Annotated in this window: 25 protein-coding genes; 7 read left to right on the forward strand and 18 right to left on the reverse strand. The window is 67.3% G+C overall.

The genetic code is table 11. The features are described from left to right. Nucleotides 1–41: 41 nt before the first annotated feature. Together glgX and GUY59_RS04900 are read right to left on the reverse strand one after the other, a co-directional pair. The gene (gene glgX, locus GUY59_RS04895) at nucleotides 42–2162 is read right to left on the reverse strand and encodes a glycogen debranching protein GlgX (RefSeq protein ID WP_138199969.1); all 2121 of its coding nucleotides are present in this window, start codon (nucleotides 2160–2162) and stop codon (nucleotides 42–44) included. 101 nt (nucleotides 2163–2263) lie between these two features. Further along, complete coding sequence (locus tag GUY59_RS04900; protein ID WP_138199970.1) at nucleotides 2264–2689, reverse strand: OsmC family peroxiredoxin; 426 nt, start codon at nucleotides 2687–2689, stop codon at nucleotides 2264–2266. Between the two features lie 179 nt (nucleotides 2690–2868). On the opposite strand from GUY59_RS04900, the gene GUY59_RS04905 reads away from it, so the two are divergent. The 4 genes from GUY59_RS04905 to GUY59_RS04920 all read left to right on the forward strand — a co-directional run bounded on the left by GUY59_RS04905 (nucleotide 2869) and on the right by GUY59_RS04920 (nucleotide 5830). Then, nucleotides 2869–3426 (forward strand): sigma-70 family RNA polymerase sigma factor, encoded by a 558-nt coding sequence (locus GUY59_RS04905; protein WP_201760515.1) that lies wholly within the window; start codon nucleotides 2869–2871, stop codon nucleotides 3424–3426. Beyond that, entirely contained in the window at nucleotides 3426–4319 is an 894-nt protein-coding gene (locus GUY59_RS04910) for a maleylpyruvate isomerase family mycothiol-dependent enzyme (protein ID WP_138199971.1), read from the forward strand. Before GUY59_RS04905 ends, GUY59_RS04910 begins: the two co-directional genes overlap by 1 nt. Nucleotides 4320–4609: 290 nt before the next feature. Then, entirely contained in the window at nucleotides 4610–5005 is a 396-nt protein-coding gene (locus tag GUY59_RS04915; RefSeq protein WP_138199972.1) for a hypothetical protein, read from the forward strand. 237 nt (nucleotides 5006–5242) lie between these two features. After that, a complete protein-coding gene (locus tag GUY59_RS04920; protein WP_171055338.1) occupies nucleotides 5243–5830 on the forward strand; it encodes an HD domain-containing protein in 588 nt (195 codons plus the stop codon). A 34-nt stretch (nucleotides 5831–5864) separates the two neighbouring features. Here the strand turns inward: GUY59_RS04920 and GUY59_RS04925 are convergent, their stop codons facing one another. After that, nucleotides 5865–7214: an ankyrin repeat domain-containing protein gene (locus tag GUY59_RS04925; RefSeq protein ID WP_236666846.1), complete on the reverse strand. Its 1350-nt coding sequence runs from the start codon at nucleotides 7212–7214 to the stop codon at nucleotides 5865–5867. Between the two features lie 168 nt (nucleotides 7215–7382). On the opposite strand from GUY59_RS04925, the gene GUY59_RS04930 reads away from it, so the two are divergent. Then, entirely contained in the window at nucleotides 7383–8102 is a 720-nt protein-coding gene (locus GUY59_RS04930; protein WP_138199973.1) for a DUF1707 SHOCT-like domain-containing protein, read from the forward strand. A gap of 39 nt (nucleotides 8103–8141) precedes the next feature. Here GUY59_RS04930 and GUY59_RS04935 read toward each other — a convergent pair whose 3' ends face one another. The 5 genes from GUY59_RS04935 to GUY59_RS49800 form a co-directional block, all read right to left on the reverse strand. Then, nucleotides 8142–8855 (reverse strand): sirohydrochlorin chelatase, encoded by a 714-nt coding sequence (locus GUY59_RS04935; RefSeq protein ID WP_252374864.1) that lies wholly within the window; start codon nucleotides 8853–8855, stop codon nucleotides 8142–8144. Between the two features lie 59 nt (nucleotides 8856–8914). Beyond that, the gene (locus GUY59_RS04940; protein ID WP_138199974.1) at nucleotides 8915–9643 is read right to left on the reverse strand and encodes a phosphoadenylyl-sulfate reductase; all 729 of its coding nucleotides are present in this window, start codon (nucleotides 9641–9643) and stop codon (nucleotides 8915–8917) included. A 163-nt stretch (nucleotides 9644–9806) separates the two neighbouring features. Beyond that, nucleotides 9807–11495, reverse strand: a complete 1689-nt coding sequence (locus GUY59_RS04945; protein ID WP_138199975.1) for a nitrite/sulfite reductase — start codon at nucleotides 11493–11495, stop codon at nucleotides 9807–9809. A 109-nt stretch (nucleotides 11496–11604) separates the two neighbouring features. Next, nucleotides 11605–11688, reverse strand: a complete 84-nt coding sequence (locus GUY59_RS51245; RefSeq protein WP_354532976.1) for a putative leader peptide — start codon at nucleotides 11686–11688, stop codon at nucleotides 11605–11607. A gap of 61 nt (nucleotides 11689–11749) precedes the next feature. Beyond that, complete coding sequence (locus GUY59_RS49800; protein ID WP_269128705.1) at nucleotides 11750–11875, reverse strand: hypothetical protein; 126 nt, start codon at nucleotides 11873–11875, stop codon at nucleotides 11750–11752. A gap of 46 nt (nucleotides 11876–11921) precedes the next feature. Between GUY59_RS49800 and GUY59_RS04950 the strand changes: the two genes are divergently transcribed. Further along, on the forward strand, nucleotides 11922–12152 hold the full coding sequence (locus GUY59_RS04950) for a hypothetical protein (RefSeq protein WP_138199976.1): 231 nt from the start codon (nucleotides 11922–11924) through the stop codon (nucleotides 12150–12152). Nucleotides 12153–12179: 27 nt separating this feature from the next. Then, nucleotides 12180–13025 (forward strand): acyl-CoA thioesterase, encoded by an 846-nt coding sequence (locus GUY59_RS04955; RefSeq protein ID WP_138199977.1) that lies wholly within the window; start codon nucleotides 12180–12182, stop codon nucleotides 13023–13025. A gap of 239 nt (nucleotides 13026–13264) precedes the next feature. Here GUY59_RS04955 and GUY59_RS04960 read toward each other — a convergent pair whose 3' ends face one another. From GUY59_RS04960 to GUY59_RS05005, 10 genes are all read right to left on the reverse strand, one after another. Next, nucleotides 13265–14482 carry a sulfotransferase gene (locus GUY59_RS04960; RefSeq protein ID WP_138199978.1) on the reverse strand — a complete coding sequence of 406 codons (1218 nt, stop codon included), beginning with the start codon at nucleotides 14480–14482 and terminating at the stop codon, nucleotides 13265–13267. Then, nucleotides 14479–15333 carry a sugar phosphate isomerase/epimerase family protein gene (locus GUY59_RS04965; RefSeq protein ID WP_138199979.1) on the reverse strand — a complete coding sequence of 285 codons (855 nt, stop codon included), beginning with the start codon at nucleotides 15331–15333 and terminating at the stop codon, nucleotides 14479–14481. Before GUY59_RS04965 ends, GUY59_RS04960 begins: the two co-directional genes overlap by 4 nt. After that, complete coding sequence (locus GUY59_RS04970; protein WP_138199980.1) at nucleotides 15330–16034, reverse strand: hypothetical protein; 705 nt, start codon at nucleotides 16032–16034, stop codon at nucleotides 15330–15332. The genes GUY59_RS04965 and GUY59_RS04970 overlap by 4 nt, the downstream gene beginning before the upstream one ends. Beyond that, a complete protein-coding gene (locus tag GUY59_RS04975) occupies nucleotides 16031–17002 on the reverse strand; it encodes a Gfo/Idh/MocA family protein (RefSeq protein ID WP_161714404.1) in 972 nt (323 codons plus the stop codon). Before GUY59_RS04975 ends, GUY59_RS04970 begins: the two co-directional genes overlap by 4 nt. Nucleotides 17003–17120: 118 nt before the next feature. After that, nucleotides 17121–18719, reverse strand: a complete 1599-nt coding sequence (locus tag GUY59_RS04980; protein ID WP_138199982.1) for an MDR family MFS transporter — start codon at nucleotides 18717–18719, stop codon at nucleotides 17121–17123. Between the two features lie 98 nt (nucleotides 18720–18817). Then, nucleotides 18818–19660: a glycosyltransferase family 2 protein gene (locus GUY59_RS04985; RefSeq protein WP_161714405.1), complete on the reverse strand. Its 843-nt coding sequence runs from the start codon at nucleotides 19658–19660 to the stop codon at nucleotides 18818–18820. Then, nucleotides 19657–20454 carry a polysaccharide deacetylase family protein gene (locus GUY59_RS04990; RefSeq protein WP_161714406.1) on the reverse strand — a complete coding sequence of 266 codons (798 nt, stop codon included), beginning with the start codon at nucleotides 20452–20454 and terminating at the stop codon, nucleotides 19657–19659. Before GUY59_RS04990 ends, GUY59_RS04985 begins: the two co-directional genes overlap by 4 nt. Nucleotides 20455–20524: 70 nt before the next feature. Next, nucleotides 20525–21736 carry an alpha-hydroxy acid oxidase gene (locus GUY59_RS04995; protein ID WP_138199985.1) on the reverse strand — a complete coding sequence of 404 codons (1212 nt, stop codon included), beginning with the start codon at nucleotides 21734–21736 and terminating at the stop codon, nucleotides 20525–20527. Nucleotide 21737: 1 nt separating this feature from the next. After that, nucleotides 21738–22802 (reverse strand): cytochrome P450, encoded by a 1065-nt coding sequence (locus tag GUY59_RS05000; RefSeq protein WP_138199986.1) that lies wholly within the window; start codon nucleotides 22800–22802, stop codon nucleotides 21738–21740. Nucleotides 22803–22951: 149 nt separating this feature from the next. Continuing rightward, nucleotides 22952–23266 carry an acyl carrier protein gene (locus tag GUY59_RS05005; RefSeq protein ID WP_161714407.1) on the reverse strand — a complete coding sequence of 105 codons (315 nt, stop codon included), beginning with the start codon at nucleotides 23264–23266 and terminating at the stop codon, nucleotides 22952–22954. Between the last annotated feature and the right edge of the window lie 36 nt (nucleotides 23267–23302).

The following is a 23302-nucleotide window of genomic DNA, read 5'->3' on the forward strand; positions in this document are numbered from 1 at the left end:
ACACCCCACCGACAACCGGCTCACGGAGCCTTCCGCCCTCGTCAGGCGTGCCGGCGCGGCTGACGGAGCACCTGCAGCGAACGCGCGGTGACCGCCACCAGGTCGCCTGCCCGCCACTCGTCGGCGAAGGTGTCCTCCACCGTGTCGTGGTTGGTGTCGAGCACCGGCGCCCAGCTGCCGCCGAACTCCTCGCCGGGCAGCGTGAACGGCATGTTCTCGTGGTGAGCGTTGATCAGTAGCAGGAACGAGTCGTCCACGATCCGCTCGCCGCGCGGCCCCGGCTCGGTGATCGCCTCGCCGTTGAGGTAGACCATGAGGGACTTGGCGTAACCGGTGTGCCAGTCGCCCGCCGTCATCTCGCGGCCGCCGGGGGTGAGCCAGACCAGGTCGCGCTTGCCGTTGTCGGGATGGCGGCCGTGGAAGAACCGGCGGCGCTGGAAGACCGGGTGCTCACGCCGCAGCTTGGACAGCGCCCTGACGAAGTCGAGCAGCTCGTGCTCCGTCTGCAGCATCGACCAGTCGACCCAGGCCAGCTCGTTGTCCTGGCAGTAGGCGTTGTTGTTGCCGCGCTGGGTGCGGCCGATCTCGTCGCCGTGGGACAACATCGGCACGCCCTGCGACAGGAACAGGGTCGCCAGGAAGTTGCGCCGCTGGCGGCGGCGGAGCGTGACGATCCGCGGGTCCTCGACCGGGCCCTCCGCCCCGCAGTTCCACGAGCGGTTGTCGTTGGTGCCGTCGCGGTTGTCCTCGCCGTTGTCGGCGTTGTGCTTGTGATCGTACGAGACCAGGTCGGCGAGGGTGAAGCCGTCGTGGCAGGTGACGAAGTTGATCGAGGCGACCGGGCGGCGGCCCGAGGACTCGTAGAGATCGGCCGAGCCGGTCAGCCGGGAGGCGAATTCCGGCAGGGCGGAATGGGTGCCCCTCCAGAAATCACGCACGATGTCGCGGTATTTGCCGTTCCACTCCGTCCACAGGGGCGGGAAGTTGCCGACCTGGTAGCCGCCCGGCCCCACGTCCCACGGCTCGGCGATCAGCTTGACCTGCGAGATCACCGGATCCTGCTGGATCAGGTCGAAGAACGCGCTCAGCCGGTCGACGTCGTGCAACTCCCTGGCCAGCGCGGAGGCCAGGTCGAAGCGGAACCCGTCGACGTGCATCTCCAGCACCCAGTAGCGGAGGGAGTCCATGATCAGCTGCAGCGCGTGCGGCGAGCGCACGTTCAGGGAGTTGCCGCAGCCGGTGTAGTCGAGGTAGTAGCGCCGGTCGCCGTCGTGCAGCCGGTAGTAGGCGGCGTTGTCGATGCCCCTGAACCCCAGGGTGGGGCCCATGTGGTCGCCTTCGGCGGTGTGGTTGTAGACCACGTCGAGGATGACCTCGATGCCCGCCTCGTGCAGCGCCCGCACCATCGCCTTGAACTCCAGCACCTGCTCACCCCGCGTGCCGCCGCCGGAGTAGCCCCCGTGCGGCGCGAGGTAGGCCATGGTGTTGTAGCCCCAGTAGTTCGTCAGCCCGCGCGCCACCAGGAAGTGCTCGGGGATGTAGTGGTGCACCGGCATCAGCTCGACCGCCGTCACCCCGATCGACAGCAGGTGCTCGATGATCGCGGGATGCCCCACGCCCGCGTAGGTGCCCCGCAGGTCGGGCGGCACACCGGGGTGCCGCATGGTGAGCCCGCGCACGTGGGCCTCGTAGATCACGGTCTGGTGGTACGGCGTGCGCGGCGACCGGTCGTTGCCCCACTCGAAGAACGGATTGATCACGACGTTCTTCGGCAGGTAGGGGCCGCTGTCCTCGGTGTTGCGCAGGGAGGGATCGGTGAAGTAGTAGGGGAACAGCGCCTGGTTCCACGTCAGCTCGCCGTCGATGGCCTTGGCGTAGGGGTCGAGCAGCAGCTTGGCGGGGTTGCAGCGGTGGCCCTGGGACGGGTCGTAGGGCCCGTGCACGCGGTAGCCGTAGCGCTGCCCCGGCTGGATGCCCGGCAGGTAGCCGTGCCAGACGAACCCGTCGACCTCGGGCAGGTCGACCCGCTCCTCGGTGCCGTCGTCATGAAAAAGGCATAGCTCGACCCGGTCGGCGACCTCTGAGAACACCGAGAAGCTGGTGCCCACGCCGTCCCAGGTGGCGCCGAGTGGATAGGGCTCGCCCGGCCAGACCTCACGCATGTGAACTGATTGTCGCACGTTGACGCGCTCTTGGCCCCGCACTGAGACGATCGCCCTTCGTACCCGGCCGGCCACGCGCGTGTGCGCCGGCCGGCACGCTCCTAGAGCAGCTCGGCGTCGAGCGAGATCGTGGTGCCCGCCAGCGCCTTGCTGACCGGGCAGGTGGCCTTGGCCGTCTCGGCGGCCCGCTGGAACTGCTCGGCCGTGATGCCGGGGACCTGGCCCTTCACCGTGAGCACGATGCCCGTGATGCCCTCGCCCGGCTGGAACGTCACGTCGGCGCTGGTCTGCAGCGACGCGGGAGGCGTGCCGGCGCCGGCCAGCCCGTGGGAGAGCGCCATCGAGAAGCACGACGAGTGGGCGGCCGCGATGAGCTCCTCCGGCGACGTCTTGCCGCCCGCAGTCTCGGCCCTGGACGCCCAGGAGATCTCGAAAGTGCCGGCGCCCGAGGAGTCGAGCGAGACGCTGCCCGAGCCGTTGAGCAGAGCGCCCTTCCACTGGGTGGTGGCGGTGCGAGTGGTGGCCATGGTGGTGCTCCCTCCGTCGTGGATCTCCGAACCTATCGCGCACCAGGCCACGCGCAGGAAAGGCGCGCACCGGCACACGGTGACATCTGCCCCTCATCCGGCTCTACATTTCGGGCGAATAGTGACATGCTCGGGTCGCGGCGCACGTGCCGCCTTGGGCCGGAACAAACGGGAGTGTGGTGCCAGTGGAGGCACCGTACGACGACCGCGTGCTGCACCAGCGGGTGGTCGGCGGCGACGAGTCCGCTCTGGGGGAGATCTACGACCGGCTCTCCTCGCTGATCTTCGGTCTCTCCCTCCGGGTCACCAGGGACCGGGTGATCGCCGAGGACATCACGCAGGAGGTGTTCCTGGTCTTCTGGGAACGCCCGCTGGCCTACGACCCGGAGCGCGGCACCCTGCGCGCCTGGCTGGCCACGATCGCGCACCGGCGCGCGGTCGATCACGTGCGCGCGGAGGAACGGCGCCGGGTCTCGGCGCTCGGGCCGCGGCTGTTCGAGCGCGAACCCGCCAGGCCGGAGGACACGGTGCTCGCCGCCGACGAGGCCGAGCGGGTGCGCCAGGCCGTGACGGCGTTACCCGGCAGCCTGCGGGAGGCTCTCGAACTCGCCTATTTCCGCGGCAGGACCTACCGGCAGGTCGGCGAGGAACTCGGTATGCCCGAGGGCACGGCGAAATCGCGCATCCGGCTGGCGCTGCGGCGCCTGGCGGACGCGCTCGCGGAGGAAGAGGTGTGATGGACCCCGTCGAGCGTCTCTATCTGGACGCGCTGATGGCGGAACCGGCGGTGCCGGCCCATACGTTGCGTCCCCAGCTCCTGGCCGGCGCCAGAGCCCGGCGCAGGCCCGCGGCGCCCACCGCCGCCTGGGCGGAGCCGTACGCGGGCCGGGTCGCCGCCATGGACGCCCTGCTGGCCGAGGCCGCCGATGACGACTGGTCGCGCGTGATCGTCGAGGGCTGGACCCTGCAGGAGCTGGTCGCGCACCTGGCCGCCAAGGACGGGCTGCTGGCCGCCTCCGTCGGCGCCCCCGTGCTCGGGCCGCCCATCGACACAACCGACTCGCTGGCCCGTACACGTGATCTGCAGGCGTACGAGCGCTCACGCAGCCCCGAGCAGACACGCAGGGACTGGCGGGCCCAGGCGGACGCGCTCTGCCGCCACCTGGCGGATCTGGACCCGGCGACGGCGGCCACCCTCGACGGCCTGGAGACGAGGCTGGGCGACCACATCCTCGGCCGGGGCCTGGAGACCTGGATCCACACGGCCGACGCCGCGAGTACGGCGAGGATCCGCCTGCCCGACCCTGTCGCGGAGCACATCCGCCCGACCGCCGACCTGTGCGCCCGCCTGCTGCCCTGGACGATGCTCCTGTCGGGGATGGACACAGGCGCGGGCCACACCCTGCACCTGACCTTGACGGGCGACGGCGGCGGCGAGTGGCGCATCCCCCTGGGCGTGGGGGACACCGCCCCCGGCACTCCGGACGTGAGCATCACGGCGGACGTGGTGGCGTTCTGCTTCCTGCTCGGCGGCAGGAGAGAGCCGGCGACATTTCCCGCGGAGCTGGGCGGCGACCTCGCTCTGGCGAGGGACGTCCTGACCGCCGCACCCGCGCTGTCCGGGCCGTAGCCGGGCGCGAGCCCGGCGGATCGCGGGTAGATCACCCCCGTGCCGTGTTCCCTGTCGGGCAAACAACGGCAAAAGGCTTGTTGAATCACCCCTCCTCCAGAGTCCTTTGATTTGACGTGTTGTTTGGGTTCATGGGGTTAAACGAGATTCCGTTCCTGGGTAAGTCTGCCTCTGTCCGGACACTCGATCATGATGGGTGCCGGATTTTCTGGGTCGATCTACCCATGAACGGAAAGATGCACGTGAATACAGAAAGTCGGCAACCGCGCGCGCCGAGAAAAAGGCGCATCATGTCAGTGGCTCTGGCCGGCGCGGCCGCCAGCGTCATGCTCCTTCCCGTGAGCCAGGGGATCGCCGGCGCGAGCGCAGGCGCTGCCGTCGTCCCGGCCGGGGTCGGGGTCGTCGCCGGAGAGAAGCCGGTGCTCGGGTGCAAGCGCCACTGCAACCGCTGGCCCAGGGGCCCCTGGTGGGGCGGTCATCACCACCATCACGACGACCATCACCGCCACCACCGCAAGTTCCGTCACAAGCGCCACCATGACGAGCCGGTCCGTCCGCGCATCGTCGTGGTGACGCCGACGCCGACGCCCACGCCGTCCCCGACGCCCACGAAGACGGAGAGGCCGCACCACGACGACAACGAGGGCGGGTTCGACTTCTTCGACTGGTGGCCGGTCGACCAGTAACACCCATCACGGGCGGATTCATCGCCGTCCATCGGGAAAGAACGAATGCCGTGGCCGGATGGCCGGTCGCGGCATTCGTTCATTTATCCGGCCCGCCAGGAAGGATAAATGTGGGCACGGAATGAAATATGGTCAAAAGTTGCGAATCTGGGCGAACTCCTTCATCCTGATGAATCCTTGGCGGGCGGGCGGCGCCGATCCAGGACCTGCCCGCCGCGCACGACGAGAGGGGGCCACATGACTGACGACGTGATGGGAGACGTGACGGGACTGGCCGGGCTGCTGTACGAGTTCGGGCTGCTCAAGCGCTACAAGAGGACCGGGTGGCTGGTCGCCGGCGTACGCGACCCCGAGAGCATCGCCGAGCACTCGTTCCGCGCCGCCGTCATCGCGGCCATGATCGCCCGGCTGGAGGGCGGCGACCCCGAGCGGGCCGCGTTCATGAGCCTGTTCCACGACACCCAGGAAACCCGCATCACCGACATCCCCTACATCGGCAAGCGCTACCTCAAGGCGGCCTCCAACGAAGACGTCACGGCCGACCAGGTGCGGGGCGTCTCCCCGGCGGTGGCGGACATGGTGGGCGACGCGGTGGCCGAGTACGAGGAGAAGGCGAGCCTCGAGGCGGTCTGCGCACGCGACGCCGACAAACTGGAGTGCCTCCTCCAGGCGGTCGAATACCGCGAGCAGGGGCACCAGAACGTGCAGGGCTGGATCGACAGCTCGCTCGCCGCGATCACGACCACGACGGGCAAGCGCCTGGCGGAGGAGGCGTTGAGCACGGGAACCCTGGAATGGGTGACCCGCGTGCTCAACGGCGACTGACCGCGCCCGCCTGCCGGCGCTCACCCGTCCGCGCTCACCCCTCCGCGGGCGGCCGGCTGACGAGGTCTCTGGCGTACTCGTCGTCGCTCTCGGCCAGAACCCGCTCCGCCCCCTGCGCCGCCCGCTCGTCGCCGCGGGCCGCGAGCCCGCGCGTGGCCTCGGCCACCGTACGAAGATCCGTGTCGGTGAGCCGGGCCGCCAGCGCCTCACGGATGGCGGGCGTGTCGGCCTGCAGGCCCGCGAGCCCGGCGGTCGCCCAGTCACGGATGTCGGAGACGTCTTCCTGCGTCATCTCGATGAGCAGCGCGAGACCCTCCTCGTCGTCGGGCGGCAGCACGTCGGCCAGCGCGATCGCGTCGGTCGCCGTCCGCGTGTGCCCGGGACGCCCGAGGATGTCCAGCACGTACGGCAGCGCCCTCGGATCGCCCTGATGGCCGAGCGCCGCAAGGACCGAGCGCAGCACCTGCGGGTGGCCCTCCGTGGTGACCATCCTCTGCAGCAGTGGCAGCGTCCTGTCGACGTAGGGCTTGTCGTCCTCGGAGACGCCGAACTGGGCGATGGCGTCCACCCCGAACTCGCGCTCCCTGGGGTCCTCGCTCACGCACAGCCGCGACAGGACTTCGTACGTCTCCTCGTCGCCGCGCTTGGCCAGCGAGTCGGCGACGATCCACCACGTCTCGGCGTCTTCGTCGAGGTCGCGGTGCGCGACGGCCCGCGCCACGAGCCGGTCGACCGGCGTGTAGACGTTCGTCGCGTCCTCAAGCAGCGTCGTGACGGCCGCGTGGCCGCGCTGCGCCTGCACCTGTTCTGTCTGCGAGCCGTCGGCCGAACTGCCGGTCACGGTGACCAGTTCGGTGCCGTCCTTGGTGTGCCGGCGGGTCACGGAGTATTCCCAGCCCTCCTGTTCCACCTGGTCGAGCAGGGCGCTCTCCAGGTGCACACCCACCCAGTCGGCCGCGATGTCGAGCGGCGCGTCGCCGTCGCCGTCGTATTTCTCGGGGTCGGCGCCCGCCTCCAGCAGCGCCTGCACCACACCCAGCGCGCCGCGCCTGGCGGCCAGCGACAGCGGGGTGTCGCCGTCGTCGTTGGTCGCGTCGACCTCGGCGCCCGCCTCGATCAGCACTCTGGCGGTGGCGGCGTGCCCGTTGGCGGCGGCCCACAGCAGCGCCGTCCAGCCGCCGGTCTCCCTGCCGTCGACCTCGGCCCCGGCCGTCAGCAGCGTCGCGGCCACCTCCGTGCGGTCCCAGGCGGCGGCCGCGCACAGCGCCAGGCCTGCCTCCTCGCCCTCGCTGGGTGTGTTGGGGTCGGTGCCGCCGGCCAGCAGCTTGCCCACGGTCTCGGAATCGCCGTTCAACGCCGCGCGGTAGAGCTGTTCCTCATGCATGACAGGGACCCTAGCCTGGTCCGGCCGCGCCCCGGGCCATGCCAGGGCCCCGTGTCACGGCGTGGTACGCGTACCGGCCAGGAAAGGTTCAACGCCGACGGCGACGTGCGTGAGACAGTTTCCTTCCCTCGCAGCGCGATGCCGGACAAGACGCGATATGTTGCGAGTATGACTGATCCGGGTGAGATCCGTGCGTCGGACGCCGAGCGTGAGGCCGTCGTCGAACAACTCCGTGTCGCCTCCGTGGAGGGCCGGCTCACACTCGCCGAGCTGACCGACCGCACGGAGGCCGCGTACACCGCGGCCACGCAAGCCGAACTGGCCATGCTCACCCAGGACCTGCCCGCGGGCGCCGCCCCCGCACCCGCGGCGCCCGCCGCCACGGGACGCAGGCGGCGCTGGTTCGTGGGCATCATGGGCGACTCCAAGCGGCGCGGCACCTGGCGGATCGACCAGGAGCTCGGCGCGGTCGCCGTGATGGGGGACGTCGTGCTCGACCTGCGCGAGGCGGAGGTGCGGACCAGCTCGGTCGACATCATGGCCGTCTCCGTGATGGGCGACGTCAAGATCATCGTGCCCGACGGGGTGAACGTGGACCTCGACGGCGTGGCCATCATGGGCGACAAGAAGGTGGACGTCCTGGAGGGCGCTTCGGGGGCGAACGTGCCCGTCGTGCGCGTGCAGGCGTACGCCGTGATGGGCGACGTCAAGGTGGTCGGCGACTCGCGCGCGAAGCCGATCAAGCACAAGCTGTCGGCCTGGCGGGAGCACTGGCGGATGTTGCACGGAGAGGACTGGCGCGAGCTGGGCAGGCAGCTCCGCCACGAGACCCGCGAGCTGAACCGGCAGGTGCGCGACATGAACCGCGACCTCGGCCGGGGCTACTGACCCCGCCACCCGGCCGGACGCCGGCGGGGTGAGTGACCGTCAGCCCGCGACAGACACCGGCCGCCGCTGGGCCGCCGCGTACCGTTCGAGCAGCACGCTCACCAGCTCGGGAGCCGGCCCGAGCACGTCGGCCACGACCTGCGCGCCGGCCTCCAGCGTGGCCTGCCGCACCTTGTCGGCGAAGTAGCCGGGCGCCAGCAGGTAGGGGGCGACGACCACCCGCGGCGCGCCGGCGCGCAGGAGCGCGGAGACCGCCTCGGCAGGGGACGGATCGGCCGCGGAGGCGTAGGCGGCCGACACCGACCACCATCCGGAGCGCCGCCACCGCCGGGCCATCCCCGCGACCACCGCGTTGGCTCTGGCGTCGCTCGAACCGGCCGACACCAGCACCACCGCCGTGTCCGGGTCGCCCGCGGGCACACCCGCCCCGCCCAGCCGCCGCTCCAGCGCGGACAGCAGCAGCGGGTGCGGCCCGAGCGTGGCGCCGTAGTGCACGCGCAGGCGCGGCCTGCGCGCTCTCACCTCGTTGAGCGCCGCGGGCAGGTCGACCCGGCTGTGGTAGGCCTCGGTGAGCAGCAGCGGCAGCACCACCGCCTCGCCGAGCCCGGCCAGCGCCTGCCCGAGCGCGGGGGCGCAGTGGTCGAGATAGGCGTCGCGTACGGGCACGTCGGGCCGCTCCAGGCGTACGCGGTCGAGCAGCGCGGCCACGGTGGCGGCGGCGCGCGGGTCGCGGGACCCGTGCGCCACTGCCACCAGTGGCACGCGGCCGGGGGGCGTCCCGCCTGCCAACGGGATGCGCCCCCTGTCGGGGATCACAGGTGAATGCCGCATTCGACCTTCCCCAGGCCCGCCCAGCGACCGCTGCGCGGATCCTCGCCCTCCGTGACCTGCCGCGTGCAGGGCGCGCAGCCGATCGAGGGGTAGTTGTCGTAGTGCAACGGGTTGATCAGCACACCGTTGTCGGCGATGTAGTTGTCGACGTCGTCCTGCGTCCAGGCGGCGATCGGGTTGACCTTGACCATCTGCCGTTTGGCGTCCCACTCGACGACCCTGGTGCCCACCCGGCTCGGCGACTCGTCGCGGCGGATGCCGGAGATCCACGCGAGGTAGGGCTCCAGCGCCCGGTTGAGCGGCTCCACCTTGCGCAGGTAGCAGCACAGGTCGGGGTTGCGGCCGAACAGGCGCGGCCCGAGGTCGCGATCCTGCTCCTCGACCGTCCGCGACGGCTTGATGTCGATCACGTTGACGTCATAGACCTGCCGTACGGCGTCCCGCGTGCCGATCGTCTCGGCGAAGTGGTAGCCGGTGTCGATGAACAACACGTCGACGCCGGGTCTGACCCGGCTCACCAGGTCGATGAGCAGCGCGTCGCTCATGGAGGACGTCAGGCACAAGCGCTCACCGAAGGTCGCCGCCGCCCACCGGATGATCTCACGCGCGGGAGCGCCTTCCAGAGCGGTCGCGGCGGACTCGACGATGTCCCGCAGGTCGAGCTCGCCGCGCTGATCTCTTAATGCGACCTCGAGGTCGACCAGCGTCATATCCTCACCCCGATCCCAAGAAACTTCAGTTTGAAAGCACGAGCGCACGCGCGGCAGTACCAGCTGCCGCCCGTGCCGTGCCCGGCGGAGTCGAGCTCGCCCTCGTAGGGTTCGAGGTCCTCGTCGCCGCAGTAGGGGCAGTGGAAGGGAACCGCTCGCGTGGTCATTTCAGGTCGGCCTCGTCCGCTCGCTGCACCCAGTCGGCGAACGACTCGCCTTCCTTCTTCTGGTCGTCGTAGTGGGACACGACCCGCGCGACGTAGTCGGGCAGCGCCTTGGCCGTGGTCTTCAGGCCTCTGACCTTACGGCCGAAACCGGAGTCGACGCCCAGCGAGCCGCCCAGGTGGATCTGGAAGCCCTCGACCTGCTCGCCGTTCTCGTCGACCACGAGCTGGCCCTTCAGGCCGATGTCGGCGGTCTGGGTGCGGGCGCACGCGTTGGGGCAGCCGTTGACGTTGATGGTCAGCGGCTCGTCGAACGACGGCAGCCGGCGCTCCAACTCGTCGATCAGGTCGGCGGCCCTCGTCTTCGTCTCGACGATGGCCAGCTTGCAGAACTCGATGCCGGTGCAGGCCATCGTCTGGCGGCGGAACGTGGACGGCCTGACCCGCAGGTCGGCGGCCTCCAGCTCGGCCACGATGGAGTCGACCTGGTCGGGCGCGACGTCGAGCACGACCATCTTCTGCTCGATGGTCGTGCGGACCCGGCCGGAGCCGTGCCGCTCGGCGATGTCGGCGATCTGATGGAGCTTGTCGCCGTCGACCCGGCCCACCTTGGGGGCGAAGCCGACATAGAAGGTGCCGTCCTTCTGCGGGAAGACGCCGACGTGGTCGCGGCGGCTGCCGCGCGGCGGCTCCGGGGCCGGCCCGTCGGGCAGCGGCTCTTTGAGGTATTCCTGCTCCAGCACCTCGCGGAACTTCTCCACGCCCCAGTCGTTGACGAGGAACTTGAGCCTGGCCCTGTGCCGCAGCCGCCGGTAGCCGTAGTCGCGGAAGATCCCGGTGACGCCCTCGTGCACGTCGCCCACCCGGTCGGGCCGGACGAACACACCGAGCCGCTTGGCCAGCATCGGGTTGGTCGACAGGCCGCCGCCGACCCACAGGTCGTAGCCCGCCTCGCCGTGCTCGTTGACCACGCCGACGAACGCCACGTCGTTGATCTCGTGGACCGTGCAGTGGGCGGGGCAGCCGCTCAGAGCCGTCTTGAACTTGCGCGGCAGGTTGGAGTAAGCGGGGTTGCCGACGACACGTTCCTTCAGCTCACGGATCTGCTCCGTGGCGTCCAGCACCTCTTCGGTGTCGATGCCGGCCAGCGGGCACCCCAGGATCACGCGCGGGGTGTCGCCGCACGCCTCCGTGGTGGACAGGCCCACCGCCTCCAGGCGCTCCCAGATGTCGGGCACCGACTCGATCTCGATCCAGTGGAGCTGGATGTTCTGGCGGTCGGTCAGGTCGGCGGTGCCGCGGGCGTACTCGTTGGCGATGTCGGCGATCGTGCGCAGCTGGGCCAGGTCGAGCTGCCCGCCGTCGATGCGCACGCGCAGCATGAAGTAGCGGTCGTCGAGCTCCTCGGGCTCCAGGATCGCGGTCTTGCCGCCGTCGATGCCGGGTTTGCGCTGGGTGTAGAGGCCGTACCACCGCATGCGTCCGCGCAGGTCGGCCGGGTCGATGGAGTCGAAGCCCCGCTTGGAATAGACGTCGATGATGCGCTGGCGGACGTTGAGGCCGTCGTCGTTCTTCTTGTTCTCTTCGTTCTTGTTGAGCGGCTCGCGGTAACCGAGAGCCCACTGGCCTTCGCCGCGCGGGCGCCGGTGATGACGGCTGGCGGGAGTGCGGCCGGCAGGAGTGCTCATTGCGCGTCCTTCGGTTCATGGGCGCGCGCAATGGTCCTCCAGCCTCGTCATCGAGGGCAGGGGTGCAGGAAAGGATGCGACGCGCTCAGCGGCAAAAGAAAGATTGCGGTTAGCGGGCGTCGCAACAGATGGCACTGCGGACACGCAGGAGGTCGACGTGGCGTCGACCGACAAGCATGGGGTCCGCTGGCATACAACGAAGATACCCCGAGCGTCCGGGATGTCCAAGAAGGGGTCCAGAGTGTGGGATCCGTTCAGCCCTGGCGCGGCCAGTCCAGGTCCGTCTCCTTGGCCTGCTCCGCGGTCTGGTGCTGGCAGTCGCACCATGATCCGCCGCGGCAGTCGTCGTGGCGCTTGTCCTTGCAGCTCTCGCAGATCACACCTGCATTATTCCCCTAGAAGGTTGTTCCGGTTAGGCTGGCGCGCGTGGATCTCATGGCGGAGCTGCTCGACGACCTGCACGCCGAGACCGCGTCCTTCGAGACGCTGCTCCAAGTACGCTGGCTGGCTGGCTGGTCGCGGGAGCACCATCACGATGGTGGGCGTGGCCGCCTACGCTCCTTGCACGCGCCGAGCGTTCCGGCAAGGGTGCAACTCCACGCCGCGTGGCATATCACTCCCCTTGCTTTCGTTTCCGCCATGAGGCTTCATGTGTGAGCCGAACGAATAGAGCTGGAGAACACCATGAGAGACTTTGCCTCGGCCAGCGACGTCAAGCAAGTCAGTCTGAGCGCTTTCCAGGCGACCCTGCACCCAGAATGGCAAATATTCGGGATAAACGGGGGTTATCTGATGGCCACGGTCCTGCGGGCAGTCGGCTGTCTCGCTCCGGAAGCCCGCCCGGTCAGCATGTCCAGCCATTTTCTGCAGAGCGCATCGCCAGGAAACGCTGATGTCGAGGTGGTCAAAATACGGGACGGACGCCGGGCTCAATCTTTCCGGGTTTCCGTGACCCAGGGCGATCGGCATGTTCTGGAGGGCATTGTTCTGACGTCGAATTCGCCGGTGGAGTCGCCGCGCGGGAAGTGGGGTGACCGTCAAGGGATACAACACCCGGACACTCTTCCCACGTTTCAAGAGTCGGCGGCGAAGCGACGCGACAAGCCTATTCTCCCATTCTGGGAGAACTTCGAACGGAAGCCGATCGAGTGGTTGGACTATGCTTCTTCCTGCGCTGCCGATGCCCCGGTAAGCCAATGTTGGTTCCGCTTCCTACCTGCGGCCGACTGGGGGAGTGATAGATGGCTCAGCGCCGCCCGCCTTCCCGTGCTACTGGACATCGGCCCGCTGCCGGCTATTCGCAGAGGCTTCGGTGAGGGGGGGACGAGACATGTTGCATCCAGCCTTGACATGCACATCACGTTTCACGAAGGGGATTGCTCGGACGATTGGCTGATGATGGAGGGAGTGGGCTTGGCCGCGGGAGACGGATTGTTATCTGGCGAGGCCAAGGTCTGGGGCGGGCAGGGCCATCTACTCGCGAGCGGCATACAGCAGATGCTGTATCGAGGCTGTGCTCCTCCAACCTGAGTCGCGCTTTTCGACGTGAGATCCACCTCCGGCGCATGTCGAGTTCTACCGACCGCCGTGTGCCGGCGCGCGCGTGAGTGCGGCGGTTCACGGAGCGTCGACGCTGTGGCCGGGCCAGGCCTGTCCACGATGGCGGAGCCGCGGTCCAGGCCGACCACCTTCGCGCCGGCCTGGCAGACCTCACGCGCCAGTGGTAGCCCGCCCTGCCCTAGCTCACTCGACCAGCAGGTCCGGCCGGCTCACGCAATGTCCGGGCCGAGGAACTCGAGACGGTTGCCGAACACGTCGAACGCGTAGAAGCGGCGGTGACCAGGGAAGTTGGCGTCCCAGGTGATCGTCACCCCTTTGTCGGTCAGACGTTCGGCCAGGCCGTCCAGATCTGCCACCTGGATGCCCGGATGCGCCTTGCGTGCTGGCCGGAAGTCTTCTTCGACACCAAGGTGGATCTCCAACCCGTCCGCGCGCACCCACAGCCCACCCCGCGCGGCGAGCACCGGTGGCTTCTGTATCTCAGTCATGCCGAGCACATCGATGTAAAATTCGCGGCACTCGTCCTCACTGCCTGGCGGGATCGCCAGTTGGACGTGATGTAGGCCCAGCCCGAACGGGGAGGCGGTCTCGGTCGTGTCGTATGGCAGCACTTGGCGCTGAGTCATGGAACCAGATCCTTTCTTCTTCGAAGGGGTTGTCCGATCGAGCAACGAGTACCATGTCGTGGCGACGTCCTGTGGCAGGGCCGCGACATCGCCGCCGTCGTTGTGGCTGCGGAGATCATACGCGTGGCGTCCGAGGTCGAGATCAAGCGTCTCGGACAGTCGGTGGAGGTCGGGTCCGGCACACAGCCGACCGTACTCGATCACCAAGCTGTGCTCGGATCGGCCGGCGCGCTCGTTTTCCAGCCACGGCTCATGCCAGGCCACCCACTTGGCCAGAGCTGAGGCGTGATCCGAGGTGCGCCACGGTCGGTCGCCGGCCCAGCGTTGGACCGAGCGAGCCACCTGGGCGGGGTGTCGAATGAGCAGAATCCACATGGCGTCCGGCACTGACTCGGCCACCAGGTCCAGTTCGAGCATGTACTCGTTGTACTTCTCGCCAAAAAAGGCGGCGGCGCCGTAGCTGCGACGGATCACGTCCCGGCGCAGCGCCACGACGTCGGTGATCTTGCCATCGGCAACCTCGGCGGCGGCGGCACGCAAAACCTGCTCCGTCGTTTCCAGCCAACGTTCGGCGCTCAACCCGTACGGCGGGCGGCGACGAAGTGCATGAAGGATCTCGTCCGCGCGCAGGTGCCGTCCGCGCAGGTCTGCGGGCGTACACCAGCGGTGCAGCAGGTACGGGAGCTTGCCATTGATGGTGAACTGGCCGCCTGCTTCGGCGAACGCGCGGTCAAGTATGGAGGCCAACGCTGTGGTGCCGGAACGCTGGCTTCCAAGCAGGATGACGGGTCGTTTCGTCATCCCGTGCCCCGCAGCGGTTCCACCCAGGAACGCAGTCGCCGCATGCACTCCACGCTAGCCGTCAGCCCACCGGAGGAGAATGATTCTCCCCACGGCTCGTCGCGCTGCCGCGGGGTAAGGACGCGGCCATGCCGCCAGTGCGTCTCCAAGCTGACAAAGCCGCGATAATCATCGTCTGCCAGCCGTTCGAGGATTGCCGGCCACGGCAGGTCTCCGTCTCCCAGTCGAACGTATTGCCGTGTGCCGTCCGGGTCCTTCACGTGCACGTGTCGGATGAGTTGGTTACCGAGCACATAATCCTGCGGAAACGGTTCTGGCTCTGCACCGCTGAACACACTGTTTCCCGGATCCCACAACAAGCCGATGTCGTCACGGCCGAGTTCGTCGAGGAACTGGAGGGAGTGCCGCATCGTCGGGCTGTTGGTCCGGGTCCCGGTCTCCAATAGCAGCGGCATCGGCGGCCTGACCTGTTCGATGACGCGCTTGGCCATCCTCGCGGCGCGAACGGGGTCGGGATCTCCATCGCGGTAGAAGCTGAAGATACGTACGTGCGGAGCGCCGGCCAGTCCCGCACGCTTGCACGATTCGGCTAGTACCTCGGTGACTTTTTCCAGCTCCGTATCGCTGCGCGGCAACGGAGACTTGAACACCGGCGGGGCGAAGCCGGCGACCCCGAGGTCTCGTTCGGCGAGCAGGCCCGTCATCCGACGTAACTGCCCATCCGAGAGCAGGTGCGGCGGCGTACCCTCCATCGACCTGATCTCGACCCCGGCGAAGCCCAACCGCGCCGTGGTATCTGCCACGAGGGCCGGGTCTTGCGAAACTTCATCACCGATCACCGCGAGCCTCATGCTTCCTCTTCCCCGGTCGTCATGGCGAGAGTGCGCTTCAGCACCTTCAAGTCCTGCACAGGGGTACCTGCCCGGGACTCGACCGTAACCGCGCATACCGGTGCGCCCGCGGCGAGGACGGCGGACACGATATCTAAGTCTGCTCGCCGCAGCGGCCGGTGTCGGTAGCCGGTATCGGCTCTGGCCACGCCTTTGACTTGAATGGCACGTACGTGCGGGGCGAGATCGGCCATCATCGAGGCATCGGCGCCGCCGGTCTCGAGCAGGCCCTGCAGATCGAGTACGACGCCAAGGTCTATCTGGGCGCAGAGTGCGGTGAGTGCGGCAACGTTCGGTCCGCCTCTGTGCGTCTCCACCCACAGGTGCAGCCCTGCGGCCGAGGCGGCGGCGACTTGCTCGGCGATGAGCCCCATGTCCGGTCCCTCGACGCAGAAGACCTTCACCGGGAAGTCCGTGGGCACATTCTCGTCGGCCGGCAGATCAATCGGCGTGCCCAGCCGCCATCCGGTGCCGGTGAAGAACACGTCCAAACCCGCATTGACGATCGTCTCGATCCCGGCGGCGACACCTGCGGCCTCCCACTGGTGTGTCTTCCCTATGCGTAGGTCGACCCCCATACCACCCGCTGCGGACACGGTCTGTGCCAACTGGGTGGCCGAAGCCGTGGTCATGCTCCCCGAACTCAATCCAATGGAGATCATGGGGCCACCGTTGTGGCATCGTGTTGCAGCAGACCATGGAGAATCATGGTGACCCCGCTGCTCCGGTCAAGCGACGACACTCGCGGCGGCACCCCGTTCTGGACTGAGAGGGCCAGCTCGGTGTACACACAGGCCCGCAGCTCAAGGGCCGGGCGAGCGTCCTGGTACACCTCCTCGTCGGCGATCCTGCCCACCAGACGTCCACCGTTCAGCTCGATCCAGGCGTTCGCGCCATGCACGGTCAGCTGTTCGAACCTGCCTGGCGACCGGCTGGTTACCGCAATCGTGAGCTGCGCACCCGAGTCGAATGCGACGTGCCCGCACAGTTGTGTGTCAATCCCCGGTGCGGCATCGGTGCGGTCAAGGAGGGTAACCTGAACCGGTTCCCCCAGTAGTTGGCAGGCCACGTCGAGGTAGTGCACGCCGAGGTGGGCGGTGACGCCGCCAAGGGCCTTGTCGGGACGTGACCGCCAACCACCGTCGGCGTAGTGGGAGGCTTTCCTGGGTCGAGAGACCATGAGGCTTGCCATAGCGTCGGCAAAGTGTGCCGACGCGCCGATGCGCAGAGTCTCCGGCAAGGCGAACCTGTGCTGGAACATCACAGCGGCATGCCGCTCCGCCCGGTGAGCCGCGGCGAGCATAGCCGACAGTTCTGCAGGGCAGCGCGCGGGTGGCTTCTCAACGAGCACATGCTTGCTCGCACGGAACGCAGCGGTGGCCATTTCGTAGCGATCACCGGGCGGAAGGCACAGAGCTACCACTTGTACGTTCGGATCCGCGAGCACCTCCGCCATGGGCCGCACGGGAAGGTCTGTTCGCGCGGCGACAACAGGATCCGGTTCCGTGATGGCTACCACCTCGGCCGAGGAAACCTTGCTCACGGCGGCGATGTTCTGCTGTCCCGCGTTTCCCAGACCGACCACCGCGACCCGGACGGGTTCGGACGTGTTCTCTGTCGTTCTTGTCACGGACTCTGATCCCCTAGATCTGTGTCGAATCGAAACGCGCGGTTCAAAGGTCCGGGCGACAGGGTCTTCCGCATCCTGGATACGCCTCGGGACTTTGCGTCGAGGGGTGATATCGGAGCTACCCCTCCATAGGCTCATGATCCTTTTTGGTTTCGCCCGCGCTGGGGGAGGTTCGTAGCGGGACCTCGTGCATGAACAGTGTCCCCAGGAAGCCGAGTGCGGCCACCAGCACAGCGGCGAGGAACACCGAGTGCAGCGCGTTGGAGAAGGCCTCGCGGATGATGGCCTGAACCAGCCCGGGGAGGCGGCCTATCGCTTCCGGCGATCCGAGCGCAGGGATGCCGTTACCGGTGGGTAGATGAAGGCGAAACCTTGCCATCTGCTCGCGCATCTCGTCGGCGACCCGGGTGCTGAGGATGGATCCGAACGCAGCGACGCCGACTGCTCCGCCGAACGTGCGGAAGAACGTGGCGGAGGAGGTGCTGGACGCGATGTCCCGCCGCTCGACGGCGTTCTGCGCTGCCAGGATGAGGATCTGCATGGTGAGACCGAGACCCGCCCCGACGATGGCGATGGAGCCGCCGATGGCCCAGCGGCTGGAATCGCCGTGCAGGCGGGATAGGAGGAGGAGCCCAATGGTGACGAGCGCCATTCCGGTCGCAGGGAAGACCTTCCAACGCCCCAACCGGGCGACGAACTGTCCCGAGACCAGGGCGGCCACGAAGGTTCCACCCACCATTGGCAGCGTCATGATCCCGGAGGCCGTGGGAGTCATTCCCTTGACGATCTGCAGGTACTGCGGCAGGTAGATCGTCGTGCCGAACAGGCATGCGCCGACCAGGATCGAGACCGCGCATATCAGCACGTAATTGCGGTTCCGGAAGAGTCGCGGTGGGAGGATCGGAGCCGCCGCAGCGCGTTCTACGGGAATGGCGAGCAGGAAGAAGAGCGTGCTGCAAATGCCGAGCGCGTACGTCCAGTGCGAGTTCCAGGGGAACTCCTTTCCCCCGAGGGTCAGCAGCAGCATGATCGTCGTGGCGCCGCCGGTGATGAGGATGGCGCCCCACCAGTCCACCGGGACGTTTCCTGTGGGCAGCTTGGGCAACTTGAGTAGGCGCGAGACGATGATGAACGCGACGATGGCCAGAGGAAGGGAGACGAAGAAGCACCACCGCCAGCCGAGCCCTTCGGCGTCCACGAGGAAGCCACCGATGAGCGGGCCGGTGAGCGTGGAGATGGCGAATGCCGAGCCCATGTAGCCGGAGTAGCGTCCCCGCTCCCGAGGTTCGACGAGGTCGCCGAGGATGATCTGGCTCAGCGACTGGAGGCCGCCGACGCCCACACCCTGGACCGCGCGGGCCGCGATCAGCCAGCCGATGTCCGGCGCGAACCCGGCTGCCATGGAGGCCGCCACGAAAATGACGAGTGCGGACTGGTAGACGCGCTTGCGGCCGTACAGGTCGGAGACTTTCCCCCACAGCGGCATGGATGCCGCCATCGTGAGCAGTGTGGCGCTGGCGACCCAGGAGTACTGATCCTGACCACCGAGCTCGCCCACGATCGTGGGGAGTGCCGTGCCGACGATGTACGTCGTGATCATCGCCGTGATCATTCCCGTTACCAGGCCGGCAAGGACCTTCAGAACCTCCCCGTGGGAGTAGCTCCGCGGCGTCTCCTGTGCGGCGGGACTCGCTCCCTCAGATGCGGGTTTCCACACCGAAAGGCCCTCTCAGTATCGGGTTGAGGTCGGTGACGGCGTTGAAACGTGCGGGCAGCCAGGTCTCGTCGATGAGCAACGCCGTCGCGCGCCTCTTGCTATGCCGACTTGGCGGATTGTGTGGTCGAGGCTCGTGAACGCGCACGCGCCTCATGAAGTCGGCCGCGTCTGCGGCCACTTAGATAGACGCCGTCGAGTGCGACATTGAGGAGAGCCGCGGCTGGCTGCGGGCCGACGATAGCTTCGCGTACTCCGGTGGCCAGGCGCTTCAGCGCAGGCGTGTCAAGCGCGGTATCGTCGAGCAGCCCTGCCCGCCAGGCCTCCCGGACCGCGACGCGCAAGCCTTTCGAATTCCGGTGGAGCACGAGCATTTCGGGCACGAAATGGCAGCAGCCTCCCCTAGCCTCAAGGCGGCGCACGAGAAAACGGTCGCTCATCGTCGGGACATCGGGGAAACCTCCAACTCCGACCAGCATGTCGCGCCAGATGACGGCATTGCCACCTGCAAGGAAGTCGACTGCCTGGCCGGGGACGAGCGGCGCGTATCTGCGGTCGTATCGAAGTTGGCGGGCGCGAGAAACGATCCCTTGATCGAAGCGGCGTACTGCTCCTGTCACCGCCGCGCGGGTCGGCTTCAGTTCGCGCCGGGCTGTCGCGAGCCAGCCTTGGCAGAGACGTACGTCGTCGTCGAGGAAGCCGACGGCATCGACCCCCTCCGCGACGACCTGCAGAGCCCGGTTCCGGCAGTATGCGGCGCCACGCCGGACTGCGTTGCGCAGCAGATGAATGGGAGCGCCGGCCACATCCGGCGGCAAAGTGACCGGCACTGTTGCGGCATCATCGACCACGATCACCTGGGCCAGGGAGGTGTCCGCCTCCCGCCGTAGGGATTCGAGACAGGCCCGGAGATCGTTGGGCCTGCCGATGGTCGGGATGATCACAGCGATCCGCCGTGCTCCCACGTCCGCCTCCATTCGGTTATGCAGCGGCCCCAGCGCTGCGGCTCGCCCGCAGGAAGATAGGTCCGGCGAATCTCTTGCGGAGCCTTGTCCCACGCGCGGGCGGGTGCCTTGATCGATCCGAAGCACAGCGACGGCAGCGCCAGCGTGCCGGGCTGCGGTAGTTCCCCGAAGGGATACGCCAACCAGTCCGGGGAGTCCGGCAGCCGCTCCTGCAGAGCGTGCCGGGCCCTGTCCACTTCAGCCTGGGCTTTCGCGGGGTCCAGCCGGTTGAAGGCGACGTGCGTGCAGCCGTGGCTGGCGACAAGGTGGCCGCGCTGTGTCAGTTCTTCCAACTGCTCCCATGTCATGTGCTGCAGCTGGCCCCGTACCGGGTGGTTCTCGACGCAGCCGATCAGATCCACGCTCACGAACATGACCGCACGCCATCCGCGCCGTTCCATGATCGGCACAGCATGCTCGAAGACATCGGTGTAGCCGTCATCGAAGGTCACCAGGCCGACCGGATCCGGATGCCCCCCACTCTTCAGGACGGATGGAACGGTCTCTGGTCCCAGAGGTTGGAAAAGCTCGCCGAACTCCCCGAGCGCACGATCGAACGCCGCGGGCGTGACTGCCGTATAGTGCCGCATTTCCGGATGGACATGGTGGAAATACAGAACAAGGGGCCACCCTGGCGCGGATCCGACCTCGGGCGGGGGGAATTCAGCTGGATGGGAGAGCCTGACGTGTGAGCCGGTGTAGGAGGGCAGGGCACGGTCGTCGTTTGCGCGCATAGTCATATTCCTGGGGGCACGGCTGCGGGTGACGTACGCCCCTTTTCACTGGACGCGGTGTAAGGGAATCTCACGGAGCTGATTCCGGAGAGGGGTTCGGCCACTGCAACCGGGATGCTGCAGCAACCGGAGGGAGGTGAGACGGTTGAAGCCAGCTTGGATTGAGCTCGGACAAAGCCGCGCAACCCATCAGCTTCATATTCCGCGCCAGCTCAGACCGGAAGATCTCAATGATTCTCTCGACCCCAGGCTGGCCGGCGAAAGCCAAACCGTAGACGAACGGCCGTCCGATCAGCACTGCTCGTGCCCCCAGGGAGAGTGCTTTGATCACGCAAGTAGCCCGGCGGACACCCCCGTCAAGGAGGACTTCCGTCTCTGGCCCGACGGCGGCGACGATCTCAGGTAGGACGCGCATGGTCGCGGGAGCACCATCGAGCGCTCGCCCACCGTGATTGGAGACGATGACCGCGTCCGCGCCAACGTCACGGGCCGCAATGGCATCGTGCCCGCTGAGCACGCCCTTCACGAGCAGCGAGTCCGCCCATTCGCTTCTCATCCATTCGATGTCTGCCCAAGTGAAGCGCGCCGACCTGTGTAGCGTCCCTGAGGAAAGCAGTGTGGAGGCGCGTTTTATGGTAGAAATCTGCTGCCGTGCCGCGAGGAGCATGGAAGCCACCCATCGTGGGCGCGCGACAAAGTGAGCAGCGAGGTGGGCGGTGAATTGTGGCGTGAGCCGGATCGGCGGAACGAGACCGTGACGGCTCTCCCCTTCACGGTTGCCAGGGGGTGGTCCATCGAGGGTGACGACCAGCCCTTCAAAGCCTGATTCGGCGGCCCGGGCCATGTCGCGCTTCACCGCATCACGGCCTCCGGCGGAGTTGACATGGAACCAGTTCGGCCCTGGCGACCGCTGGCCCACTTCCTCGGGCGGGCACATGGCGGTCCTGCTCAGAACTGCGACCGTTCCCGCCGCAGAGGCAGCCCGGGCGACTCCGACGGCCCCATCGGGGTGCACGAGCTGCACCATTCCACAAGGCGCCAACAGGACGGGTAATGCCAGCGGAGTCCCAAGGACGGTCGTGGTCATGTTCGGCTCTTCCACGGCAATGCCCACGCGGGGACGAATGGCATGCTCTTGGAAGGCGCGCACATTCGCGGCAAGTGTAGCTTCCTCCTCGGCGCCACCGTCAATGTAATCGAACAGTGCTCGTGGAAGGGCCTTCCGCGCCCGGCGCCGTGCGTCTGTGGTGCTCAGGATACGCTCTGCGCGGGTCCTCGACATGCTATCTCCTCGTAATCTTCACTGGGCCTCGAGCGACGACACCCTCCATCCACTCCACCGTGAACCCTCGAAGCAGTTCGGGCGGGACCCGCGAAAGGGCTCTGATGAGAACCCGTCCTTGCAACCTCGCGAGCGAGGCACCCGGGCAACTATGTCGCCCATGACCGAATCCGAGGTGGCCGCGCCTCGCCGAGAGATCGACATCTCGGGCGTTAGTGAATCGCGTATCGTCAAGATTGGCACTCTCAAGGGCGACCCACACGGGGTCTCCGCGCTTCAGCGGTTGATTGCCGACCACGCAGTCGTCCGCCACCCAACGGGCGACGTGCCGAACCGGTGAGAACACGCGCATGATCTCCTCAAAGAGTGAATCTGGAGTCGATGCGGCGTCTCCGAAGCGTTCGGGGTCTTCGACGATCCATGCGATCAAACAGCCGAGCTGATTGAGTGGATTCTCGTATCCACCGTGCAGCAGCACGACCGGAGTGGACCGAGCAAGCTTGGTGGGGATGGTACCGTCCTGGGCGGCGGCCTCAAGAGTCGCATGAAGCCCCACAGCTCTACCCGCACGGCCTTCTCGCTCAAAAAAGATCGTTGCTTTAAGCGCAGCATTCGTGGTGCGGCGTCTGGTGTCGCCTGGCAGTTCGGGCTCCAATAAACCCAGCATTTCCTCGGTGAGCATCCCCAGCTTCTGACGGGCAGGGCCGGGGATCTTCATGAGTGACATGACCCCCTCGAGTGCGAGCGGCCGTGCCAGGTCCGCCATGAGATCGGCGTTGGGTCTTTCGAGGTGCGCTGCGACAAGAGCATCACAAACCTTCTCGAGGTGCTCCGAGATTTCATCGAGTCGCACGCTGCCGAAACACCCTCGGATTAGGCGGCGAATTGTCTGATGAACCTGTCCGTCCATCAACAGGAAATTGTTGCTCGCTCCCGACGCGAGTCCGGCACGGGAGGGATCGGATACCATGCCGGAACTCGATAGAGACCTCCGGCAGTCTTTCCAACCCTTGACGATGAACGACCCCGTTGGCGGCGCGCCGACGTGGCGTGCAAACTCGATCATTGGCCTCGCTCCCGAACCGTTGACTTTCCATGTCGAGGTCTTCACCAGAAGGCCGGAAGGACTACGGCCCTTCCATATCTGGTGCTCCGCCGCGCAGGTGCGTGCGGAACAGGGTTCGGTTGGGGCGTTCCGGCCGGGCGACGGATGCTTCAGGTGCCGGAGACATCATGGTCCTTCCGCGATATCGCAATCACTAGCGATGCCAGGTCGCCGACTGTCTGGCATTCGTCGATGTCGATCTGATCCTCAGGCACGCGATGGCCGAGCTCCTCTTCGAGGTAGACGACAAGTTCAAGAAAATCCAGGGAGTCGAACCAGAGACAAGTCTGAGCGGTGGTCTCGTTGGCCCAAAAGGTTGTCTCAGGTGTTATGTCTTGCCCGCTGAGGCCAGTACTGTTCGCCCGTTCTATGCCCGTTCTAATCTTGTCGATAACTGAATCATAGGTCAACGCGGTCGATCCCAAGCCAAGGTTCTCCGTCCTTGTGGCGCGACTTTCTTG

The organism is Nonomuraea sp. K271 (assembly GCF_009908215.1).
Taxonomy (GTDB): domain Bacteria; phylum Actinomycetota; class Actinomycetes; order Streptosporangiales; family Streptosporangiaceae; genus Nonomuraea; species Nonomuraea longispora.

Coding starts and splice junctions, on each gene's coding strand:
- GUY59_RS04965 (WP_138199979.1), bottom strand. CDS start 15,333: ATGAGGCTCGCGGTGATCGGTGATGAAGTTTCGCAAGACCCGGCCCTC.
- GUY59_RS04910 (WP_138199971.1), top strand. CDS start 3,426: ATGGACCCCGTCGAGCGTCTCTATCTGGACGCGCTGATGGCGGAACCG.
- GUY59_RS04900 (WP_138199970.1), bottom strand. CDS start 2,689: ATGGCCACCACTCGCACCGCCACCACCCAGTGGAAGGGCGCTCTGCTC.
- glgX (WP_138199969.1), bottom strand. CDS start 2,162: ATGCGTGAGGTCTGGCCGGGCGAGCCCTATCCACTCGGCGCCACCTGG.
- GUY59_RS05000 (WP_138199986.1), bottom strand. CDS start 22,802: ATGATCGAGTTTGCACGCCACGTCGGCGCGCCGCCAACGGGGTCGTTC.
- GUY59_RS04990 (WP_161714406.1), bottom strand. CDS start 20,454: ATGCGCGCAAACGACGACCGTGCCCTGCCCTCCTACACCGGCTCACAC.
- GUY59_RS04940 (WP_138199974.1), bottom strand. CDS start 9,643: ATGACGCTGGTCGACCTCGAGGTCGCATTAAGAGATCAGCGCGGCGAG.
- GUY59_RS04930 (WP_138199973.1), top strand. CDS start 7,383: ATGACTGATCCGGGTGAGATCCGTGCGTCGGACGCCGAGCGTGAGGCC.
- GUY59_RS04955 (WP_138199977.1), top strand. CDS start 12,180: ATGAGAGACTTTGCCTCGGCCAGCGACGTCAAGCAAGTCAGTCTGAGC.
- GUY59_RS51245 (WP_354532976.1), bottom strand. CDS start 11,688: ATGCCAGCGGACCCCATGCTTGTCGGTCGACGCCACGTCGACCTCCTG.
- GUY59_RS04915 (WP_138199972.1), top strand. CDS start 4,610: ATGTCAGTGGCTCTGGCCGGCGCGGCCGCCAGCGTCATGCTCCTTCCC.
- GUY59_RS04925 (WP_236666846.1), bottom strand. CDS start 7,214: ATGCATGAGGAACAGCTCTACCGCGCGGCGTTGAACGGCGATTCCGAG.
- GUY59_RS04995 (WP_138199985.1), bottom strand. CDS start 21,736: ATGTCGAGGACCCGCGCAGAGCGTATCCTGAGCACCACAGACGCACGG.
- GUY59_RS04945 (WP_138199975.1), bottom strand. CDS start 11,495: ATGAGCACTCCTGCCGGCCGCACTCCCGCCAGCCGTCATCACCGGCGC.
- GUY59_RS04970 (WP_138199980.1), bottom strand. CDS start 16,034: ATGATCTCCATTGGATTGAGTTCGGGGAGCATGACCACGGCTTCGGCC.
- GUY59_RS04960 (WP_138199978.1), bottom strand. CDS start 14,482: ATGACGAAACGACCCGTCATCCTGCTTGGAAGCCAGCGTTCCGGCACC.
- GUY59_RS04920 (WP_171055338.1), top strand. CDS start 5,243: ATGACTGACGACGTGATGGGAGACGTGACGGGACTGGCCGGGCTGCTG.